This window comes from Paenibacillus lycopersici, from assembly GCF_010119935.1.
Classification (GTDB): Bacteria; Bacillota; Bacilli; order Paenibacillales; family Paenibacillaceae; genus Paenibacillus_Z; species Paenibacillus_Z lycopersici.
The window spans coordinates 5,809,677-5,829,753 of sequence record NZ_CP048209.1; the positions used below are offsets into that span (position 1 = coordinate 5,809,677).

At 56.4% G+C, this 20,077-nt stretch carries 11 protein-coding genes; all 11 read right to left on the bottom strand.

The window, feature by feature from the left end; translation table 11 throughout:
* Positions 1–13: 13 nt before the first annotated feature.
* Positions 14–1,807, bottom strand: a complete 1,794-nt coding sequence (locus GXP70_RS25560; protein WP_162359421.1) for a type 2 periplasmic-binding domain-containing protein — start codon at positions 1,805–1,807, stop codon at positions 14–16.
* A 189-nt stretch (positions 1,808–1,996) separates the two neighbouring features.
* Positions 1,997–2,899: a carbohydrate ABC transporter permease gene (locus GXP70_RS25565; RefSeq protein WP_162359422.1), complete on the bottom strand. Its 903-nt coding sequence runs from the start codon at positions 2,897–2,899 to the stop codon at positions 1,997–1,999.
* A gap of 19 nt (positions 2,900–2,918) precedes the next feature.
* Positions 2,919–3,827, bottom strand: coding sequence for an ABC transporter permease (locus tag GXP70_RS25570; RefSeq protein WP_162359423.1), 909 nt, complete (start codon positions 3,825–3,827; stop codon positions 2,919–2,921).
* 525 nt (positions 3,828–4,352) lie between these two features.
* Positions 4,353–5,972 (bottom strand): response regulator, encoded by a 1,620-nt coding sequence (locus GXP70_RS25575; RefSeq protein ID WP_162359424.1) that lies wholly within the window; start codon positions 5,970–5,972, stop codon positions 4,353–4,355.
* A complete protein-coding gene (locus GXP70_RS25580) occupies positions 5,947–7,758 on the bottom strand; it encodes a cache domain-containing sensor histidine kinase (protein WP_162359425.1) in 1,812 nt (603 codons plus the stop codon). The genes GXP70_RS25575 and GXP70_RS25580 overlap by 26 nt, the downstream gene beginning before the upstream one ends.
* 284 nt (positions 7,759–8,042) lie before the next feature.
* Positions 8,043–9,149, bottom strand: coding sequence for a sensor histidine kinase (locus GXP70_RS25585; RefSeq protein WP_162359426.1), 1,107 nt, complete (start codon positions 9,147–9,149; stop codon positions 8,043–8,045).
* 30 nt (positions 9,150–9,179) lie between these two features.
* Complete coding sequence (locus GXP70_RS25590) at positions 9,180–9,878, bottom strand: response regulator transcription factor (RefSeq protein WP_162359427.1); 699 nt, start codon at positions 9,876–9,878, stop codon at positions 9,180–9,182.
* 39 nt (positions 9,879–9,917) lie between these two features.
* Positions 9,918–11,747, bottom strand: a complete 1,830-nt coding sequence (locus GXP70_RS25595; protein ID WP_162359428.1) for a transglycosylase domain-containing protein — start codon at positions 11,745–11,747, stop codon at positions 9,918–9,920.
* Complete coding sequence (locus tag GXP70_RS25600; protein ID WP_162359429.1) at positions 11,748–12,038, bottom strand: hypothetical protein; 291 nt, start codon at positions 12,036–12,038, stop codon at positions 11,748–11,750.
* 1,486 nt (positions 12,039–13,524) lie between these two features.
* Positions 13,525–19,233: a X2-like carbohydrate binding domain-containing protein gene (locus GXP70_RS25605; RefSeq protein WP_162359430.1), complete on the bottom strand. Its 5,709-nt coding sequence runs from the start codon at positions 19,231–19,233 to the stop codon at positions 13,525–13,527.
* Positions 19,234–19,469: 236 nt separating this feature from the next.
* A complete protein-coding gene (locus GXP70_RS25610) occupies positions 19,470–20,066 on the bottom strand; it encodes a TetR/AcrR family transcriptional regulator (RefSeq protein WP_162359431.1) in 597 nt (198 codons plus the stop codon).
* Between the last annotated feature and the right edge of the window lie 11 nt (positions 20,067–20,077).

A 20,077-nucleotide genomic window follows, 5' to 3' on the forward strand; every position in this document is an offset into this window, starting at 1 on the left:
CACGCTCCAATAGTTATTCCCCAATGATGGTCGGCGCGTCGCTGTACACGTTGCGCGGCAGCGTGCGCTTGACCGTAATTTCGATTTTGCCCGCCGGCGTCTCGCTGTAAGCTTTGTACTGTTTGTTGAACTCGGCGATCGTCTCTTCGTCGTGGCCGCGAACCTTCATTTCGTTCAGGAATTGGCCGTATACTTTCTCGAAGTCTTTGTCGTTCTTGGCCAGCAGCAGCTTGGCGTAATATTGCAGGCGGATATCGCTCTGCACCGGATTGTATTTCTCCACGGCCCCGCCGATGATCGGCTTGATCCGGCTCGAGTTCGGAATCAGGCCGAACGTGCCCTGCTCGTGGTTGATCTCTTCTGCCTTGTACAGCATCGCGTTATTGGCCGGCCATGGCGTCTCCATCGTCTTGATGTGGGTGCTTCCGACGCTGGCCAGGCTCTTCCACCACCAGAAGCCGTTCTCCGTCACGCTCGTCATGCCGCCGTTGTCGCCGCCCCAGAACTTCGGACCGCGGAACACCTCGTCGTTCACCACGACCGCGCCGTTCTCCATCTTGTACGCGCCCATGCTTTCCGGACCGTATTCCATCAGGATGAACGCTTCCTGCGTCTGCATCCAGTCCAGCCCCTTCATGAGCGCGTCCGGATCCTTGATCGTCGCGCTGACGCCCGTGCCGGAGCTGCCGAACGGATTGAACGATGCGTACTGCGCCAGCTTCACGCCCGGATTGGTCGGGAGATACGTCGGCGAGAACCAGCCGTCCGGGTAGCCCTTCTGCTCGAGCGCCTTGAGCGAGGTCGAGTCCGGCAGGTTGTTCGCCTTCATCAGCGACAGGTCCGGATTATCCCAGCCGTCGAACAGCATGGCGCCGAAACGCAGGTTGTTGACCTTCTCCATGAACAGGTCCTTCTTCTGGAAGCTCGTCTCCGGATCGAGCAGGCCGCTCGATTGGAGGCGGTTCAGCCATTGGAACGCCTGCTTGAAGCCGGGCAGCTTGTAATCCGGCACGACCGAGCCGTCCGCCTGCTCGTTCCAGCCGTAACCGTTACTCCGCACGCCGAACATCGACATGACGACTTCGAGGCCGGAGAAGTTCTCGCCGCCGAGCGACAGCGGGATCAGGCTGCGTCCCTGGGCGTCCTTGTACCCTTTGATCGCGTTCAAATACTTCTCGAAGCCGTCGATCGTCCGCAGATCGTCCTTCGTCATGCCCGCCTTCTTCAGGATGGAATCCTGCACCCACAGCCCCTGGGCATTGCCCTGCCATGCGGACGGCTCGTCGACGACCGGCTCGTACGTCGACGGCACGAAGTAGATATGCCCGTCGGCGGCGCGCCAGTTGTCGATGATGCGCTTGTCGATCTTCGCCAGATTCGGGTAATTCGCCGCGTCCTCGAAATAGTCGTCGAGCGGCATCAGCTTCTTCTCGTTGATGAGGCGCGACCAGATCAGGCTGTCGGAAGGCAGGATGATCGCATCCGGGAATTCGCCGCCGACGAGCTTCAGGTTGATTTGCTGGGTCACGTCGCCGCCGTTGCCGACCTCGACCTTATCCCAGTGAACGCCCGACTTCGCCATCACCTCTTGCGTGATCGGTCCGTCCAGATTGACCGGCGTCGTCATCGTCGGCGCGTACAGCGTGTAATGCGTCTGCTTCGCCGCCGCGCCGGCCGAATCCTCCTGCCCGGCCTTATTCCCGGCCGTGCCGGAGTCGTTGTCCTTGCCGCCGCAGCCTGCCGTCAGACCCGCGACCATCGTCAATGCCAGTACCGACAGCATGCTTTTCTTCCATCTGTATCCCATACCCGATTTCCCCCTCGTTGCTCTTCATAGTTATCATGCCGGAATTGCAATCAAGCTTGCATGTATATCATCAAAAGAACGGCAGGCGCGGCGCGGGCGGCGGCGGAGCGGCAGGATCCTTGCCGCGGCCGCGCGCTCGCGGGCCGGCGTTCCTTTGTCGATAACGCGTAACGAAGCGAACAGGCGCGCCTATTCTTTGACGGAGCCGATGAGCACGCCTTTGACGAAGAAGCGCTGCACGAACGGGTAGACGAACAGGATCGGCAGAATCGTAATGACGATCGTCGCCATCCGGACCGACTTCGAGGTGATCGCGTCCGCGTTGTACAGGCTGACGGACTTGGCGCTCGCCATCTGGCTGGCGCTGATCATCTGGTTCGCTTCGATCGTGCTCATGATTCGCTGCAGGTACGTCGGCAGCGGCTGCAGGTTCATGTCGTTGACGAAGAACGCGCCGGTGAACCAGTCGTTCCATTGGCCGACGGCCGTGAACAGCCCGAGCGCCGCGAACAACGGCACCGAGAACGGCAATACGATGCTGAAGTAGATGCGCACGTAGCCCGCGCCGTCCAGCTTCATCGATTCCACCACGCCTTCCGGAATGGTGTTCTGGAAGGAGGTCTTCATGACGAACATATTCCAGACGCTGAACAGTCCCGGCAGCACGTACACCCAGAAATTGTTGATCAGCTTCAGGTGAACCAATTGCAAGTAGAACGGAATGAGACCGCCGTTGAACAGCATGATGAACAGGAAGGCGAACATCAGCTGCTTGCGGCCGGGCAGTTCCTTGCGCGAGAGGCCGTACGCCACCATGGACGTGACCAGCAGCGAGCCCGCGGTGCCGATGGCCGTGCGCGCCACCGTGATCCAGAACGCGTTCACGATCGTATGATCGTTCAGGATGACCCGGAAGTTGTCCAGCGTGAACATCCTGGGCCACCAATAGATGCCGCCGAGGCTCGCGTCCCGCCCTTCGTTGAAGGCGAGAATGACGATGTACCACAGCGGGTACGCGCATACAAAAGCAAACAGTGCCAATATCGTGCCGTTGACGGCCGAGAACGTTTTTTCCCCTCGCGTTAGGCGCACTTCGCGCTCACCTGCTTCCCTACCATATTCCGTCGCCTCCGATTCGCTTGGAGAGCCAGTTGCTGAACACGAGCAAAATCGTGGAGATGACGCTCATCACAAGGCCGATCGCGGTCGTCTGCGAATACTGGGCCTGCCCGATGCCGAGCCGCAGCACGTACGTGTCGATGACCTCGGCCACGCCGATGTTCGCCGGGTTGATCATCGCGTAAATCTGGTCGATACCGACGCTGAGCAGACTCGGTACGGTGAGGATGAGCACGACCGAGATAATCGGCACGATGCTCGGCAGCGTAATGTAGCGCATCTGCGCGAACCGGCCGGCCCCGTCGATGACGGCGGCTTCATAGAGCACCGGGTTGATGCTCGAGATCGCGGCCAGGTACAGGATCGTGCCCCAGCCCACTTCCTTCCACACGCTGCTCAGGACGAAGATCGGACGGAACCAAGCCTCCGAGCCCATGAACGGAATCGGCTGAATGCCGAGGCTGTGCAGCAGCGAGTTCGCGCCGCCCCCGTCGATCGACAGGAACGCATCCAGGAAGCCGACGACGACGATCCACGAAATGAAGTGCGGCAGGTAGCTGAACGATTGCACGAACCGCTTGAACCGGAACGAACGCACCTCGTTGATCAGCAGGGCGAAGACGATCGTCGTCGGGAAGATGAACAGCAGCCTGAGCAGCGTCAGCAGAAACGTATTGCCGGTCGCCCGCCAGAAGTCGGCGCTCGCCGCGAACTCCTTGAAATTTTGCAAGCCGACCCAGTCGCTCCCCCAGATTCCGCCTTGAAAGCCATAATCCCGGAATGCAATCTGCAAGCCCAGCATCGGAATATAGTTAAACACGATTATAAGCGCCAGCCCCGGCACGATGAATGCATATAGCGGGAGAAGGCCTTTCCGTTTAACGACAGAGAGACGATTCATTTGCGGCGATCTCCTTTCTTTGTCATAGGCGCTGCGCCTAGTTATTGTGCCGCGCGCACGGTTGTTACGGCACTTGCTACTGATTATAGAAAAGCGGGGAAGCGCTAACAATAATCGGAATGCACGATTAGTTGCGCTCTGGCACTATCTTGTTTTCATGGCGATTTGCACAAAAAAAGAGCGATCCGCACGAATCGCCCCAGATTGCAGAGAACATATACGAAACTGCAAATCGCTTAGCCTGAACCTCATAGCCTCCATAGGCAACGGACACAGGATCCGTTATTTGTAATGAAATCGGTGTTTGGGGTTGACGATCGGACACAGGATCCGTTATTGCCTCCGGAAAGTACCGAATGTCTGCATGTTAGGCGAAATAACGCATCTCCTGTCCGCGTGCGTTCCTAAAATAAAGAAAACCGGTCCATAACGCCTCTCCTGTCCGCTTCATTGCTTCGAAGGCAGCGCTGCTGACTTGTTCCGGCGCGCTCATCCGACGGCATCCGGCGGGATCCGGCGGCGCCACTAGCCGGCGACGCCATGGAACGCCCTGTACTCCTTCGGGCTGAAGCCCGTAATCCGTTTGAACACGCTCGTGAAATAGCCGATGTTCTGATAGCCGACGCTTTCCGCGACCTCGTACAGCTTCAGCCGCGGATCCTGCAGCAGCTCCTTCGCCTTGCCGATCCGAATGTGGATCAATTGCTCGGTGAACGATACGCCCAGCTCCGTCCGGAACAGCGCCCCCAGGTAATTCGGGCTCAAGTAGACCGAATCCGCGACGGATCGCAAGGACAGGTTGTCCTTGTAATGCGCGTTCATCCATTCCAGCGCCCGCTGCACGACGACCTGCGTCGGGCTCTTCTTCCGCTCCGCGATAAACCCGCACAGCCCGGTGACGATCCGCACCGTCTCCTGCAGCAGCTCCGGCTCCTCGCGGCAGTCCAGCACGCGTTCCCACAGCTGCTGTTCCGATCCCAGGTGCCGGTTCACGTCGCCAATCTCGGCTCCGATGCGGTTCGCGCCGCTGATCAGCCGCAGGCACAGGCCCCGCAGGTTGGCGCCCTGAATATGCGGATTGCCGGCGATGCTGCGAATCAGTTCCCCCAGCAAGCTCAGGCTGTTCTGGCTGTCGCCCGCGCCGAGCACCTCCAGGAAGTCGCCCATCAGCTCATCCGGGCTCTTGTGAAGATGATCCGATTGTTCCTGGAGCATCTGCCAGCTGAACGTGCGCTCGCTGCTGCCGAGAAGCCGCTGATTCACCGCCCGCTGCGCCAGCCGAAAGCTCTCGCTCAATTGACCGGGCGACCGAACGGCAGGACCGGCGCCGATGGAGACGGTACAACTGTGAATGCTCCCCGCTTCCCGGCCGAGACGCTGCAGGATGCGCTCCGTCTCCCGCTCGAACCCGCCGTCTGCCTCCGTCTCCCGCAGGATCAGCACGATATTCCCTCGCTGCGTCATCGTCTTCTCCTCGAGCAGCGAGCCGCATATCGCGCACGCGGCATCATTCAACATACGCTGCGCAAGCCGTACCTGCTCTTCCTTGGCAAGCGGCGAGTCGGGATCGGCGTCCATGACGATGACCAACACGCGGCGCAGGCCTTCCGGGACGAACATGCCGAGCGCGTCCGCATGCGCCCGGATTGCCTCGTCTCCCAGAATGAGACCGTGCAGCAGCTCCTGCAGGAATTGTTCCCGCGCAATCGGCTTGAACGTGTCCAATTGCGCCTTGATGCGCAGCTCCTCCCGGCTCTTCGACAGCTCCAGCCGTTCGGCTTCGAAGACGCGCTCCAGAATCGCCGTCAATTCCTCGAACAGGATCGGCTTGACGAGGAAGGCGTCCACGCCGAGATCGAGCGCCGTCTTGGCGTATTCGAATTCTTCGTAGCCGGTCACCATGATAACGCGCATGCGCGGATTGATCGTCCGCATGCGGGCCGCCAGCTCCAGGCCGTCCATCCCTAACATCCGGATATCCGTGATGAGCAGGTCGGGCGGTTCCTGGCCGGCCCGGCCGATCGCCTGCTCCGCATCCTCGAAATCGCCGGTGACGCGCATCTGATACCGCGCCCAATCGACATGCTTAATGATCGAATTACGCTGACGTTCCTCGTCGTCAACGACGAATACTTTGATGTCCATGCGGAAGTTCCTCCCGTCCGTATTCATGGGCTGGCGCCGTCGGACCGGCTTGCTGCGGGATGAGCAGCCGAATCGTCGTGCCCGCGCCCGGTTTGCTCTCTATCGTCAAGCTGTACGAATGGCGATAATGCCGTTTCAACCGTTCGTTCACGTTATAGATGCCGAAGCCCGCGCGCTCCTTGGCGCCGTTCGCGTTCTCCAGCAAGTCCTTGGCCTGCTCCGGGGTCATGCCGGAGCCGTTGTCCGCGATCGTAATGCATAGCATGCCGTCCTGCAAGCAGCCCCGGATGCGCAGACGGCCTCGGCCGCCCGTGTGAACGAACGCATGCAGCAGCGCGTTCTCGATGATCGGCTGCAGCGTAATCTTGATGATTTCGCAGGACAGCGCCTCTTCATCCACGTCGATTTCGACGGCGAGCCGGCCGGGGAACCGCGATTCGTGAATGTTCAAGTACGCCCGCACATGCTCCAGCTCCTCGCGGAACGGCAGGATATCGCCTCCCCGGTTCAGCGCCAGCCTGAAGAACTTGGCCAGGGCGTCTACCGTCCTGCTGATTTCGGCTGAACCGACGTCCATCGCCATGCTCTTGACCAGGGCCAGCGTATTGTACAAGAAGTGCGGATTGATCTGCGCCTGCAGCAGCTTCAGCTTCTCGGTTTCGGCCGCGCTCCGCGCTTCGGCGATATCGCCGAGCGACTGCTTCAGCCGGAGCGACATCGTGTTGAATTCCCCCTCGACGTCGGCCAGTTCGTCCTTGCCGTACACTTTGACGGTAAGCCCGATATCGCCGTCGCGTACCCGCCTCATGCTTCTGACAAGCGAATTGAGCCGGTGCTTGATGCGCAAGCCGTAGCTGGCGAGCACCGCGATCGTCAACACGACGAACAGCACGCTGACCGCGACCGCCGCGTTTTTGACCAGCTGCAGCTTCTGCCACAGCTCCTCCTGGCTCACGACCGTGACGATCTTCCAGCCCAGCCTGTTCGTTTCATACACGACCATGCTCTGCTTGCCGTCTATCGTCGTCGAATACCAGCCTTGATCGGACGCATACACGGGCTGCAGATAAGGGAGCGCCTTAATATTGTCCGACGCTTGCTTGTCCATCACGTTCGTCAGCACTCTCCCCTGCGCATCCGCCACGACGATCCACCCTTTCTTGAACTCCAGCGGGTTGGAGAGCTGGTCGAACAGCGCGCGGTTCGTTATCTCAACGTGAACGATGCCGAACTTCTCGTTCGTCAAGTAGTCGACCAGCCACTTGCTGAGGTGCAGCGAAGGCTGGGCATCGTCGCCCTTCCGTTCGAAATACCAGTAGAACTGCTTGTTGCTGCCGCCCATGGCCGCATGCCAAGGCTGCGAATCCGCCTGCTCCATGTTCAGGACCACGCCCCCGTCCTCGTGCAAGCTGGCGTTGGTCTTATAGAATTGAATCTTCTTCATCGGGAAGTAAGATCGGATCCGATTGACCGCGGCATTGATCTGCTGCAGCGCCGTCACTTCTTCCTGGAGCGATTGATAATGCTGGGTCAGCGCGGTCGTGATGCCCGGATCGAGCGACATTTGCATGAGAATGTTCTGATAGCCGATAATGCGGTATTCAATGTTCTCGTTCAGCTGGTAGGCCACCTTCTCCAGCATTTCGCGGCTCTCCTTCTGCGCGAGCGGCAGGCTGGTAGAGAACAGATAGTAGCCCACGATCAGGACGGGGAGGATCAAGAAGACGATCACGATCAATATGAGCTTCTGCAGCAATCGCACGCGATGCCAATAGCCGAACAACATCCTTGCTATCCTCCTAAAGCGCTTCCAAACCGCAGCTGGAAACGGCAATCTCCCGGCTGCGCATCCGCATCGCCCGGAATATTAGGCTAGTGTACCAGATATCGTCCGGGAGCGGAAGACGCGGTTTCGGCATGTAGTTTCGGCGAGCGGTTTCGGCCGCGATGACATCGTTACGCCCGCTCCCGCCTGCCGATCGAAGAAGCTTCCCGCAAGCTCGTCGAACTAGCGGGAAGCTTCTACAGTTAAGCCGCCGGACTCGGGACTCGAGCTTCGGGACTCGGGTTTCAATAGCCCGCTTGAGGAAATGCCGCCACGAACGTCGTGGACTTGCTTGTGCTGGTCACCCGGATCGTGCCGTGCTGACGCTCGATGATGCTCTTGGTAATCGCGAGCCCGAGGCCGCTTCCGCCCGCGGCGTTCGTTCTGGACTTATCCACGCGGTAGAAGCGCTCGAACAGATAAGGCAGATCCGGGGACGGAATCGGCTCGCCATAATTACGGAAGCCGACTTCCACCTGCTCCTCCGACCGCGAAAGGATGACATCGAGGTATTTGCCCGCTTTGGCATACCGGATCGCGTTCGTAACCAGGTTCTCGAACGCGCGGACCAGCTCGCCGGCGTCCGCTTCGATGTATAGCGTCTCGGCCGGCGTCTCGATGCGGCAGTCCATCCCGGCCTGTTCGAACAAGGGCACGTATTCCTCCATCATTTGGCGGAGGAAGCTGGCGACGTCCAGCTTCTCCAGGACGGGCGGGAGCTCGCCGCTGGTCAGCCGCGTGTAATCGAACAAATCGTCGATCAGCTTCTTGAGCTTTAACGACTTCTCGTACGCGATGTTAACGTAATACCGCACTTCCGGCTCGTCCCTGTACCGGTCCGTCTCGATATATTCAAGGAAGCCGATGATCGAGGTGAGCGGCGTTCTTAAGTCATGCGATACGCCCGTAATCAGGTCGTTCTTCGCTTTGACGGCGTCCCGCTCCTCGTCGATCGAAGTCTTGAGCCGCGAGGCCATCACATTGATATGTTCCGCCATGACGCCGAGCTCGTCCATGGATTTGACGGGAATGTTCAGCGCCAGATTGCCGTGGGCGATTTCGTTCAGACCGCGGGTAATTTCCTCGATATACTTGATGATGCTTCGCGAGTACAGGAAGAAGAACAGGAGAAACAAGATGACGCCGGCGACCGTCATGAGCGGCAGAGAGCCGATATGGTTGATGAACCAGCGCAGCAGCATCGTCATGAGCGAGGAGGAGGACGGATTGAACGAGAGCAGCAGCTCCGCAAAATAGTACCCGATCCACAGCACGGCAGCGAGAGACAGAATGCTGGCGATGAACGTAAAGATGAATTTCCAGAACAGCGAATTCACGAAGCCTCTTCTCAAACCGCCAATCTCCTTCCGCATCGGTTCGCTTTAGTTTTCGATTTTGTACCCGACGCCCCAGACCGTCTGGATGTATTTCGGCTGACGCGGGTTTTGCTCGGTTTTCTCGCGGATTTTGCGGACATGGACCATCACCGTATTGTTGGAATCGATCGCGCTCGCTTTCCATATCCGCTCGTAAATATGCTCCATGCTGAACACGATCCCCCGATTCCGCGCCAGCAGCTCGAGAATCGCGAATTCCCGCGGCGTAAGCTTCACTTGCCGCTCGTCCACCGTGACGACGTGGGTCGAACCGTTGATGACCAGGTTATCCACGACGATCTCGTCCTGATTCATCGGTCCGGCGTTATGTCTCCCGTAACGTCTCAGATGCGACTTGATGCGGGCCACCAGCTCGAGCGGACTGAAAGGCTTCGTGACGTAATCGTCGGCGCCGATCGTCAGTCCGTGAATCTTATCCAGCTCCTGTCCCCGCGCGGACAGGAAAATAATCGGGATGTCGCTGGTTTCCCTGATTCTCAGACAGCTCTCCATGCCATCCATCTCCGGCATCATCACGTCCATGACGATCAGATCGATGCGTTCCCGGGCTAGCAGCGCCAGCGCTTCCTTGCCGTTATGGGCCACGAGCAGCGCAAAGCCTTCATTCCTCAAATAAATGCGCAGCAGCTCCAAAATTTCCGGCTCGTCGTCGACGAGCAGAATCGTCTTGCCATGCGCCGTCATCGGGTCGCCGCCCCCTTTTTAATCGCGTTATTAATCCTATTATTTATCCATTTGTTTCATGATGGCGGCAAACATGCCCGCGGCTATGCTGCTGTTGCCGATCATATAGTCGTTCTTCGACGTGCGATCGAACCCGATCCAAATCGCCGCGGTCACTCGATCCGTGTAGCCCGCGAACCAGATGTCGCGGCTCGCCTGCGCGGGCGCGCCAGCGAAGCCGGTCTGCGTCGTCCCCGTCTTGCCGGCGACAGGCTTCCCGAGCCGGGCGTTCCGACCCGTGCCGTTCTCGACGACCCCGGTTAACAGCGCGGTCATTTCGCCGGCGGCATGCGCGGACATCGCTTCCCGGTTCGCCGGCTTGTACGCGTAGACGACCCGGCCGGACCTGTCTTGAATGTACCGAATGGCATGCGCATCGTTATACCGGCCGTCGTTCGCGAATACATTGTACGCCTGCGCGATCTGCAGCGGGGTCACGCCGTCGCGGAGCCCGCCAAGCCCGATGGCCAGATTGGCGTCCTGCGGCGACAGTTCGATCCCAAGCCGCGCGGAGAATCGCATCGCGTAATCAAGCCCGATCCGGCTGAGCAGCCACACCGCCGGCGCATTGATGGAGCGCTGCACCGCCTGCGTCATGGTCACTTGCCCGGCATACGAACCGCTTAAATTCGACGGCGCGTAGCTGCCGTAGGCCTGCTTCTTGTCCGCGAGCAGAGACTGCGGCGAATAATCGCCCGTCTGGAGCGCCGGTCCGTACACGATGATCGGCTTGAACACCGAGCCCGGCTGCCTGCGCTGCACGGCACGGTTCAGTTCGCCCGGCTTGTTATGCCGTCCGCCCAGCATCGCCCGGATCTCCGAGGTCGCCTGGTCCAGGATGACGACGGCGCCTTGCGCTTCCTGCCGCTTGCCGTCGGGCGGGAAATTGGCGCGGTTCGCGAAGGCGGTCTCGGCCGCCTGCTGATAGGCGGCGTTCAAGCCGGTCGCAATCGTATAGCCGCCTTGCTGCAGCTCTTCCCTGGACAAGCCCGTTCGGTCCATCGCTTCCTGCATGACGTAATCCGCGTAAGAGGGGAAGCGGGCAAGGTTGCCTTTCGGTTCGGGCGGGGTGTAATCGACAGCCATGGCAGCCTGCATTTGCTCGCTGCTTATGTAGCCATGCTGATGCATGAGCGCAAGGACGACTTGCCTGCGTTCCTTGCTGCGCTTGTAATCGTCGACGGGATTATAGATGGACGGGCCCTTCGGAATGCCGGCTAACGTGGCGATCTGCCACAGCTCCAACTGCCGCAGGTCCGCGATGCCGAAATACCGTTCCGCCGCGGCGCGAACGCCGACCTGCTGACGGCCGAAATACAGATGGTTCAAGTAATAGGCAAGCAGCTCGTTCTTCGTAAACTTACGCTCCAACGAGCTGGCTATGATCATTTCGCTGATCTTGCGCAGCACGCTCTTGTCATTGGTCAAAAACACGGTTCTGGCCAGCTGCTGCGTAATCGTGCTGCCGCCTTCGCTGAACTTCCGCTCGCGGAGATCCGTCAGCAGCGCTCTCGCGATCCCGACGGGGTCGATCCCGCCATGGCTGTAGAACCGCTTATCCTCCGTCAGGACGAAGGCCTGCAGCAGCAGCGGCGGCATCTCCTTCAGGGACGCCTCCTGCCCGTTGCCCGCGCCCGGCGATGACAAGCTCGCGATCGGATGACCGGCATAATCGGTCACGGTCGTCGAAGCGATCGCTTCCAGCTTGTCCTTATTCCGCAGGATCGTGACTTCGCTTGCGCCGATAAGCACCAGCGCGCAGATAAGCCCCACCACAAGGCATATCACAAATCGGTCGAATCGTCTATACTTGTCTGCCCCCGTCCGCATCTATCGGCGCTCTCCTTCTATGCTCGCCATGATGTCATCCTTGATTTTGCCGGACCGCCAGTAGAAGAGCGCAACGAAGATCATGCCGCCTAGCGCAAGCGCCACCGGAGTGCCGCCGATATGTTCGATCAGCCACCTGACGGGCCGGATTTGGTGCGGACTGCGCTGCAGGACGAGCTTGCATGCCACCTCGGCGGATTTATACGCAAACAGCGTGCATAAGGCGCTAACGAGCGCGCTGGCGCAGCATACATAGAGAAATTTGAAGCGAATGTGATTGAAGCTCAACATTCCCGGCACCGCCTTCGATTAAGATTAGAGCCATTCTAGTCGAGGCTTCTTAACGAATTCGGCGCGCAATTCTTAAGCTTTTCTTAACGGCGGCATTCAACATAATAAAAGCCCTCACTATCGGGGGCTGCAAAAATTGGTATAATAGGCATGTACAACGCAATCTGAGTGGCGCATCCCTTCGAAAGGGGGTGATGCGTATGGCGACCTTCTCTTTTGGGGACATTATGCTGTTTGCCATGTTCGTTCTGGCGCTGCTGACGTTCATAAAAAAGAAATAGCCCCACTCGGTTGACCTGCCGGAGACGGGGACTATTCTTTCGTTCATCTCGAAGGGACGCACCCACTCAAGAAAGGTTGTGCAGGAGACGGTTGGCAGACCGTCTCTTTTATTGTACCCATTATACCGCAGCGGAATGCCAATGAAAACATGTCAGGGCCAAGTATCCATGCAACATGGTCATTTTTACATATCCTGTTATATGTAAAGGCGGTGAACTCCATTGGCAAAATTGTTGGATTTTAGAACGTCCCAGAATGCAAGCTTTGCTGATTCCATCTCAATTCCTCTAGTATCCGATTTCTGTCTTGATTGGACAGGCTGCTCTTAATATCGTACATCCCGTAGCGAATATTCGTGTGGATTTTAGCGGTCAAGCGGCTTTGAATACGAGTGGCGGAACGATCGATAATGTCTCGTTGATTGTTGTTAGAGGAACGGCGCTAGGCACTGACCCCCTTGTATTTTCCGGTAACAGAACGATTATCGCACCTTCTGGCCCCCTCCCCGTCGATGTCTTCATTTTAATCGCCGAGGGCTCCGATTATAATGTGCCGGCGCCTCCATCCGGTCTTCTTGTTTACAGTCTGTTTCTTTTTTCGGTCTTCGTTGTAACTCGAGTCGGACCGGAAAGCTTTAAAGCAACTGCATATTCAGACTAACCATATGCCACTATTGCCCCAATCTAACATGCCGCAGGAGACATAAACAGAAAGAGGCGTCCCACAAGTTCGGTGAACTCATGAGAAGCCTCTAGTTTGCTGCCGAAGTACCCTTTCGTTACCCTCAGGATACCCCGACACCTTACATCCCTTATATCCGTGTGAATACGATGCATGCGTAGAGCTCGTGGGCAAAATGTGGGCACGTTGTGAACACTACCATCAGTCTCAATCGTACAAGAAAGGCACACGACAATGGCTATTTCTGTGCTCCGCGGCCGTATCCATTCGTTACATTATCGGGCATAACTGTTATAAGTAAAGATCGAAGAAGATCGCGGAAAACGACAAAGGAATGATTCTCCATGTCAATGGTACTGAACTACACAACGCCTTATAAAATAGGCTTCTCATAAAGTTCGAGTGAACTCGTGAGAAGCCTATTTCTTATTCATGTGGTCAAAATGTGGTCAAACGGTGTTCCCGGAAGCAGGAACCGATGATGCACGAGGCTCTACGAGCCTATCTTCCATCATGCCGCCCACTACGCGCCAACCATCACTAACTCCATGAACCGTCGCAGAATGATCGCGGCCTCTGCACGAGTTGCGTTTCCGGCAGGATCATATCGATTGTTATCTTTGCCTTCCACAACACCCGCTTGCTGAATGGCCTTTACCGCGTCCTTGGCCCATATGCTAATCTCCGTTTCATCTGCGAAGGTGACGGCCTGCTTATTGGCAGGCAAGGTATACCCCATCGCTTGGGCGAAGCCTGCCGTTATTACCGCTATCTGTTCGCGGGTAATCGAGCGGTCCGGGTTGAAGCGGGTATTGCCCACACCTTGTACGATCTTGTTCTGCGCCGCCCATTCGATGTAAGGCATGGCGGAGCTTGTGCTGGAGACATCGCTGAAGCTGCTTTGCTTGTAGCCGCTCGTGTCCGCACCGGAGAGCTTGCCTAGCGCCATCAGGAAGTCCCCGCGAGTGATCGCCGTATTGGGCGAGAAGGTTGTTTCGCTTGTTCCGGCAATAAGCCCGAAGCTGACAACAAAATCAATCCCGTCCTTCGCCCAATGCTTGACCGTATCGCTAAACGCTGGCGCTGGAGGCAGATAGCCCACTCCGTAAACGGACAAGCTGTTCCTGCTGAACGTCAGCTTGCCATTGTCATAGCTGGAACGGCTCAAAAACTTCGGCTTGCCTTCTTTGTCCACATGCACCGTATACAGATTAGCAGTCTTCTCGCCCGAGTCCGCCTTGTAGGCAATCCCCAACGTAACCGTGCCCTTCTCGAAGTTCGTTACATATTCGGTCTTGCCGTCGTTCTCATAGCTGACGGTGAGATCGAATACCGGACGGCCGCCGATCAGTTGCCTGGCCTCATCAGACAACTCGGACACAGGAGCTGCTTCTATTACTAAGTCCCTTAGCGCCTGAAATTCCATCTCTCGAATTGCTGCTTGATCAAAGGAGAAATCAACAAGCGAACTGTTTAGATCAAAGCGTTTCACATTCTCCTTCTCCAACAAGGCAAGAGCGGATTCCCCCAGCTTCACGCTGAAGCTTGTCACGTCTTCACTAAACAGAATGTGGAATGCAATGCCAATGCCGTCAGCTGTGTTTCCTTTGTTCTGAGCATCCCTTTTCGCCGCCTCGATCAATGTCCTTATCTGCGATTCCGTAATGTTGACCGAAGCGTGGCTATTCGGATTCACACTTGCAGTCAGGCTCGTGGACACGGTCGTCGGCTGATCGATTTTTTTGTCGATCGTGACCACAGGGCCAGTGGGAGCGGTTGGGAATGACCATCCTCCACTTCCCCCGTTTGCTCTCCAATTGGCTGTGACGGTCACATTATGAGCAGGCATGACGAAAGTAGTATCCGCATCGCTGGCATTCGCGAAGATCGCGCCATCCGATGAAGTCCAGCCATTGAAGCTGTAGCCGCTTCGCGTTCCAGCTTGTATCGAGACCGTATCGCCGCTTGCATACTTTCGGCTACCGCTGGCGCCGTCGCCGCCATTGTTTACGGTCATGGTGTAGGTAGTTGCCGGTAAAGGATCGGTAATCGTAACCGTCTGCTCCACGCTTTTGAAGCTGGTCGCCGTTGCTTTGATGCGAACTTCATAGGTGCCTATCCCAAGGCCATTGATTTCGGTACCCGTTACACCCGTCCAAGCGCCGATCGATGACTTGTACTCCATCGCAGTTGTGACGCCGGTTATTTTCCCTGTACCGCCAACCATCGTCGGATTCACACCTGCCGCGGTCGGAGCGGCCGGTCTCGACGGAACGACCAGATTCTGGGCCACGCTGTCTGTCGTCGTTCCATTGCCCTTCTTCACAATGGCAAGCGCGTCCCCCAGATAGCCCGCAACATCCAGCTTGCCATCGATAGGAAATACCAGTGTGCCATCGATCGTATAGCTGCCTCCGGCTTCGAAGCCGGTAAGCTCCTCGTTCGCGTAGTCGATCGCGATCGTCGGCGTGGCTTCCGCTTCCGGCGTCAGTGCCGTAATCGTAACCGTCTGCTCCACGCTTTTGAAGCTGGTCGCCGTTGCTTTGATGCGAACTTCATAAGTGCCTATCCCAAGGCCATTGATTTCGGTACCCGTTACGCCCGTCCAAGCGCCGATCGATGACTTGTACTCCATCGCAGTTGTGACGCCGGTTATTTTCCCTGTACCGCCAACCATCGTCGGATCCACACCTGCCGCGGTCGGAGCGGCCGGTCTCGACGGAACGACCAGATTCTGGGCCACGCTGTCTGTCGTCGTTCCATTGCCCTTCTTCACAATGGCAAGCGCGTCTCCCAGATAGTCCGCAACATCCAGCTTGCCATCGATAGGAAATACCAGTGTGCCATCGATCGTATAGCTGCCTCCGGCTTCGAAGCCGGTAAGCTCCTCCTTCGCGTAGTCGATCGCGATCGTCGGCGTGCCTTCTCTCACTCTCGTATCGGTAACCGTGATTGTAAGCGTCTGATCCGCACCGGCGCTGAACGTGAATGTCAGGCTAGTCGCGCCTTCCGGCTGAGTAGCAAGGTAATCCTTCAGTATCGTCACCGTATCGCCATCGTCCGATACCGTGTAGTCGGTGCCGGACACAAGCGGAGTACCCCCGTTGCTAATCTTCTCCAACGTGTTGCCATTCAGAGACAGCGTCGTCACGACATCCGCCTGCGCGGAAGCCGTCTTATCGAAGCTGCCTGAGTTCGGACTGATCGTGCTGTTTGACGATGTCGTGTCGCTGACCATAAGGATCAGTGTCTGAATCTCCCCCGCACTGAACGTGAATGTCAGGCTTGTTATTCCTGGCGGCTGCACAGCCAGATAACTTTTCAAAATCGTCACTCTATCGTCTTCCACAATATAATCGGTGCCGGACACAAGCTCAGTGTCCCCGTTGCTGATGCCAGCCAACGTGTTCCCGTTCAGCGCCAGCATCGTCACGACATCCGTCTGCGCGGAAGGATTCTGATCGAAGCTGGCTATATCCGGGCTGATCGCGCTGTTCGACGGTGTTGTGTCGCTGATCGTAATCTCCAGCGTCGGAGCCGCTCCGCCGCTGAACGTGAACGTCAAGCTTGTGATTCCTTCCGGCTGCGAGGCCAGATAGCTCTTCAAGATCGTTACCGAGTTGCCCCCGACCGTGTAGTCGGTTTCCTCCGCAAGTGTAGTTCCTCCGTTGCTGATGCCAGTCAACGTGTTGCCGTTCAGCATCATCTCCGTCATGATATCCGCCTGCGCAGACTCCTTCTTGTCGAAGTTGGCCGCCGTCATGCTGAGTGTACTATCCAGCGCCTCATTCATCAGCTCAAAGGCGTCGGATGCGACATGAGTTACGGATGTGCTTCTATTTATACATCGGTCATCATCATCCCTGCACGCCGTATGGCCCAGCAAGTCCTGCCCTTGAATATGCAGATACCAAGTCCCATCTACGCCTTCCTTCGTCAATGTACTGCCATTATTCAACGGCAACCAACCGCCTGCCGGTTCTTCTGTACTTTGTGTCCATACATACTTCAGCGTGGAATCTGCTACTCCGCTTCCGCCAACGTCCTCAACGTTTACCGTTACGGAAACTGCCTTGGCTGCAGTTGCGTTCCCATTAGGGCTGAAGGAGACCGTCGGTGATTTCTTGTCAATATTAATGGCATAGGGGACGTTCAACGTGTTAGCACCATCGGACACGGTGAAGTCGCCTGAATTCATACCATCTTCGATAAAACCTACATTTGTACTATCTGGATAGTACGGTTCATCTGTCATCACCTCAACATTTCCAATCTTCAGGGAATACGTATAGGTCAGCGCAGATCCCGTCGTTGTTTCCGCTATTGCTTTTACGCTGACGCCGGTGTCCACCCATTCCCCGCTCGTATAAGCAGTTCCAGTAGCATTATTCGTCAGGGTTAACGTCATCTTCAAGGATCTTTTGGCGATTTTCACCGTGCGGTTAACGATCGTTGTATTGCCTGCCGTATCTTGGGCCTGGAAGCCAACCGTGTAAATCCCATCGACTTCTAACGTGATTTCCCCTGAATAATTCCCCCATGTCTTCCCTCCGTCAAGCGTATATTGTATAGGTACGCTTGCGCTTATCTCATCTGTCGCTGCGGCGGTCAGGGTAACACTCTGATTGGACCAACCGTCCGTCGTGGACTCCGGATAGCTATTATCGTCCTCATTCTTCATCGTCACGCTTAACTCCGGAGGCGTGCCATCAATTAAGAACGATGCTGATGTCGCTTCCATGGTATTCCCTGCATGGTCCTCCGCCCGGATGTGCAAGTACCATTCCCCGTCTGAACCGGTATACGCAAATTGTTTGCTATCTGCTGTCTGGAGAGCAAAGCTGGTCCAGTCGCCACTGGCTGGAGCGGAAGCCGATTGCGTCCAGGCATACTTCAGCGTAGACGTATCGATGCCGCTCGTCGCATCCGTGACCCGAACGGTGGTCTCAACTGACTTTAATGCTGCCGTATTCCCATTGGGAGTGAAGGCGACCGCAGGTGCCACACGATCCCGCGTTACCTTTAACGTATAGGTCTGGGCTTGCTGCGGCTTCAAGTAAGGCACCACTTTAACCTTGATCACGGCTCCGATAGCCGGAACCGCAACGGCGACAGTCGTACCGCTCTTTTGCAGTTGATCATTGATATACAATGCGGAATACGCCGTGTCTTTCAAGACTGCATTGATATGGACACTTGTTTCATTCGGGTCGATGTCATACTGATACGAAGTGACAGCGGAAGAGAATACAGGGTTCGGAGTCCCTTCGGCAATCGTCAAACTGCTTAATTCATTGTTGTCTGGCACCGATGTTTGCGAGCCCCAGCTAACGACAGTGCCATCGCTCTTCAATGCCAGAGAGTGATTGACGCCTGCTGATACAGCGACAACATCCGATAGTCCCGCAGGAGGGGTTGCTTTGCCATCGCTATTATTCCCCCACCCGACAACCGTCCCATCATTCTTCAACGCCACTGCATGCTCTTGATTTGCCGATATGGCTTTGATACCCGTCAGACCTGCCACATCCAGTATCCCGTTCCCGCTATACTCCTGCCCCCAGGCAACAACCGTACCGTCCGACTTTAATGCCAATGCATACCGATATCCGGCATCAATCGCAATCACATTAGACAAATCAGAGGGCATGGGCATCGCTCCGGCTCCGTTGGATCCCCAAGCGACGACCGTGCCGTTAAATTTCAAGGCCATCGAATAATAAGTACCTGCGGCCACCTTGGTGGCCGAAGACTGCGCATCAACCGGCACAGTCGATTGTCCATTCCCGTTAAGACCCCATCCGATCGCCCTACCGACACCACTGATAGCGCCCAATTCCGATACTACCAAAGTGTGATTACCTGCTGATGCCATGGAGACGACCTTCCCCAGACCGGCAGGTATATTCAACTCCGTTGCCTCGTTGCTTCCCCATGCAACAATCGTGCCGTTCGATTTGCGAGCCAAAAAGACAGTGTCTTTGGCATAAATCTCGACCACGTCAGTTAGCCCCTCAGGCGGTTTCGCCCAAGTGGTGACCTGTTTTCCCCAGGCGATGACAGTGCCGTCCGACTTCAAGGCGATGGAATTATCCTTAGCCGCTGCGATCTGAACCACCTTGACCGTAGGCGTTGCCGCGCTTGCCCTCTCCATAGCCGGCATAAATCCCAGCACCATGGCAATGGACAAGAACGCCGCCAGAAATTTCCGAGTCCACTTATATCGATTCATATGTATTCCCCCCAAACTTAGTCTTCCCCTATCAAAAATAGTATAACTTTGCAGTACCCGCATACACTCTTAAAGGATTCTTAAAAGAATCAGAGAACCGCCAATTAGCGCGCATCGTCCATCAGCCGACACCTTGGGTGCAGCCAATTCGAGAAAGGGCTTGCTTGGATATTTATATACTAAACAATAGGTATATATTAAAGCAGGATGCTGCCACGGTCAATAAAGTCATCGCGTTACGACAGCAGTCGAACCAACCCTTGGATCAATGCCTGATCGTTCACGCCTCCGAACAGCACCGAGAATATCGTATAACCTTCATTTAGCGCTATCACCTGCATCGCGAGTAGTTGGACATCTTTGTCCCGAGAGACCCAGCCTTGCTCCTGCAATACCCTTACAAGAGTGGAAATCTCGGAAATCCATAGTCCGTATTTCGCCTTTAACCTCTCATGATATTCGGGGTGATGTTTTGTCTGCAGATAGAAGTCGACCAGGACAACGATCCAGTTATCGACCCCTTGCAGCTTCTCTGCAAGATTCACAACGGTAAGCCTAATGACCTCTTCCAATGTCGTATCCGCCGGGCTGTAGTGTTTAGGCACGTCTGTCCACCCCTGCGTCTGTTGATTCTGGTAATCCAGCACGTGGAAAAACAACTCTTCCTTGCTCTTAAAATGACCGTAGAAAGCTCCTTTCGTATGCCCGGTGCGCGCAACGATATCTCCTAACGTCGTTGATGAATATCCTTTTTCGGAGAAACACAACAAGGCTGCGTTTAACATCTGCTGATAGGTAGCTTCTCTTTTTAACTGAAATTTATTTTTTTCCAAGCCGGACACTC

Bases quoted from the DNA above. Each gene is read 5' to 3' on its own strand.
- GXP70_RS25560 (WP_162359421.1), bottom strand. From the start codon at position 1,807: ATGGGATACAGATGGAAGAAAAGCATGCTGTCGGTACTGGCATTGACG.
- GXP70_RS25570 (WP_162359423.1), bottom strand. From the start codon at position 3,827: ATGAATCGTCTCTCTGTCGTTAAACGGAAAGGCCTTCTCCCGCTATAT.
- GXP70_RS25575 (WP_162359424.1), bottom strand. From the start codon at position 5,972: ATGGACATCAAAGTATTCGTCGTTGACGACGAGGAACGTCAGCGTAAT.
- GXP70_RS25580 (WP_162359425.1), bottom strand. From the start codon at position 7,758: ATGTTGTTCGGCTATTGGCATCGCGTGCGATTGCTGCAGAAGCTCATA.
- GXP70_RS25590 (WP_162359427.1), bottom strand. From the start codon at position 9,878: ATGACGGCGCATGGCAAGACGATTCTGCTCGTCGACGACGAGCCGGAA.
- GXP70_RS25595 (WP_162359428.1), bottom strand. From the start codon at position 11,747: ATGCGGACGGGGGCAGACAAGTATAGACGATTCGACCGATTTGTGATA.
- GXP70_RS25600 (WP_162359429.1), bottom strand. From the start codon at position 12,038: ATGTTGAGCTTCAATCACATTCGCTTCAAATTTCTCTATGTATGCTGC.
- GXP70_RS25605 (WP_162359430.1), bottom strand. From the start codon at position 19,233: ATGAATCGATATAAGTGGACTCGGAAATTTCTGGCGGCGTTCTTGTCC.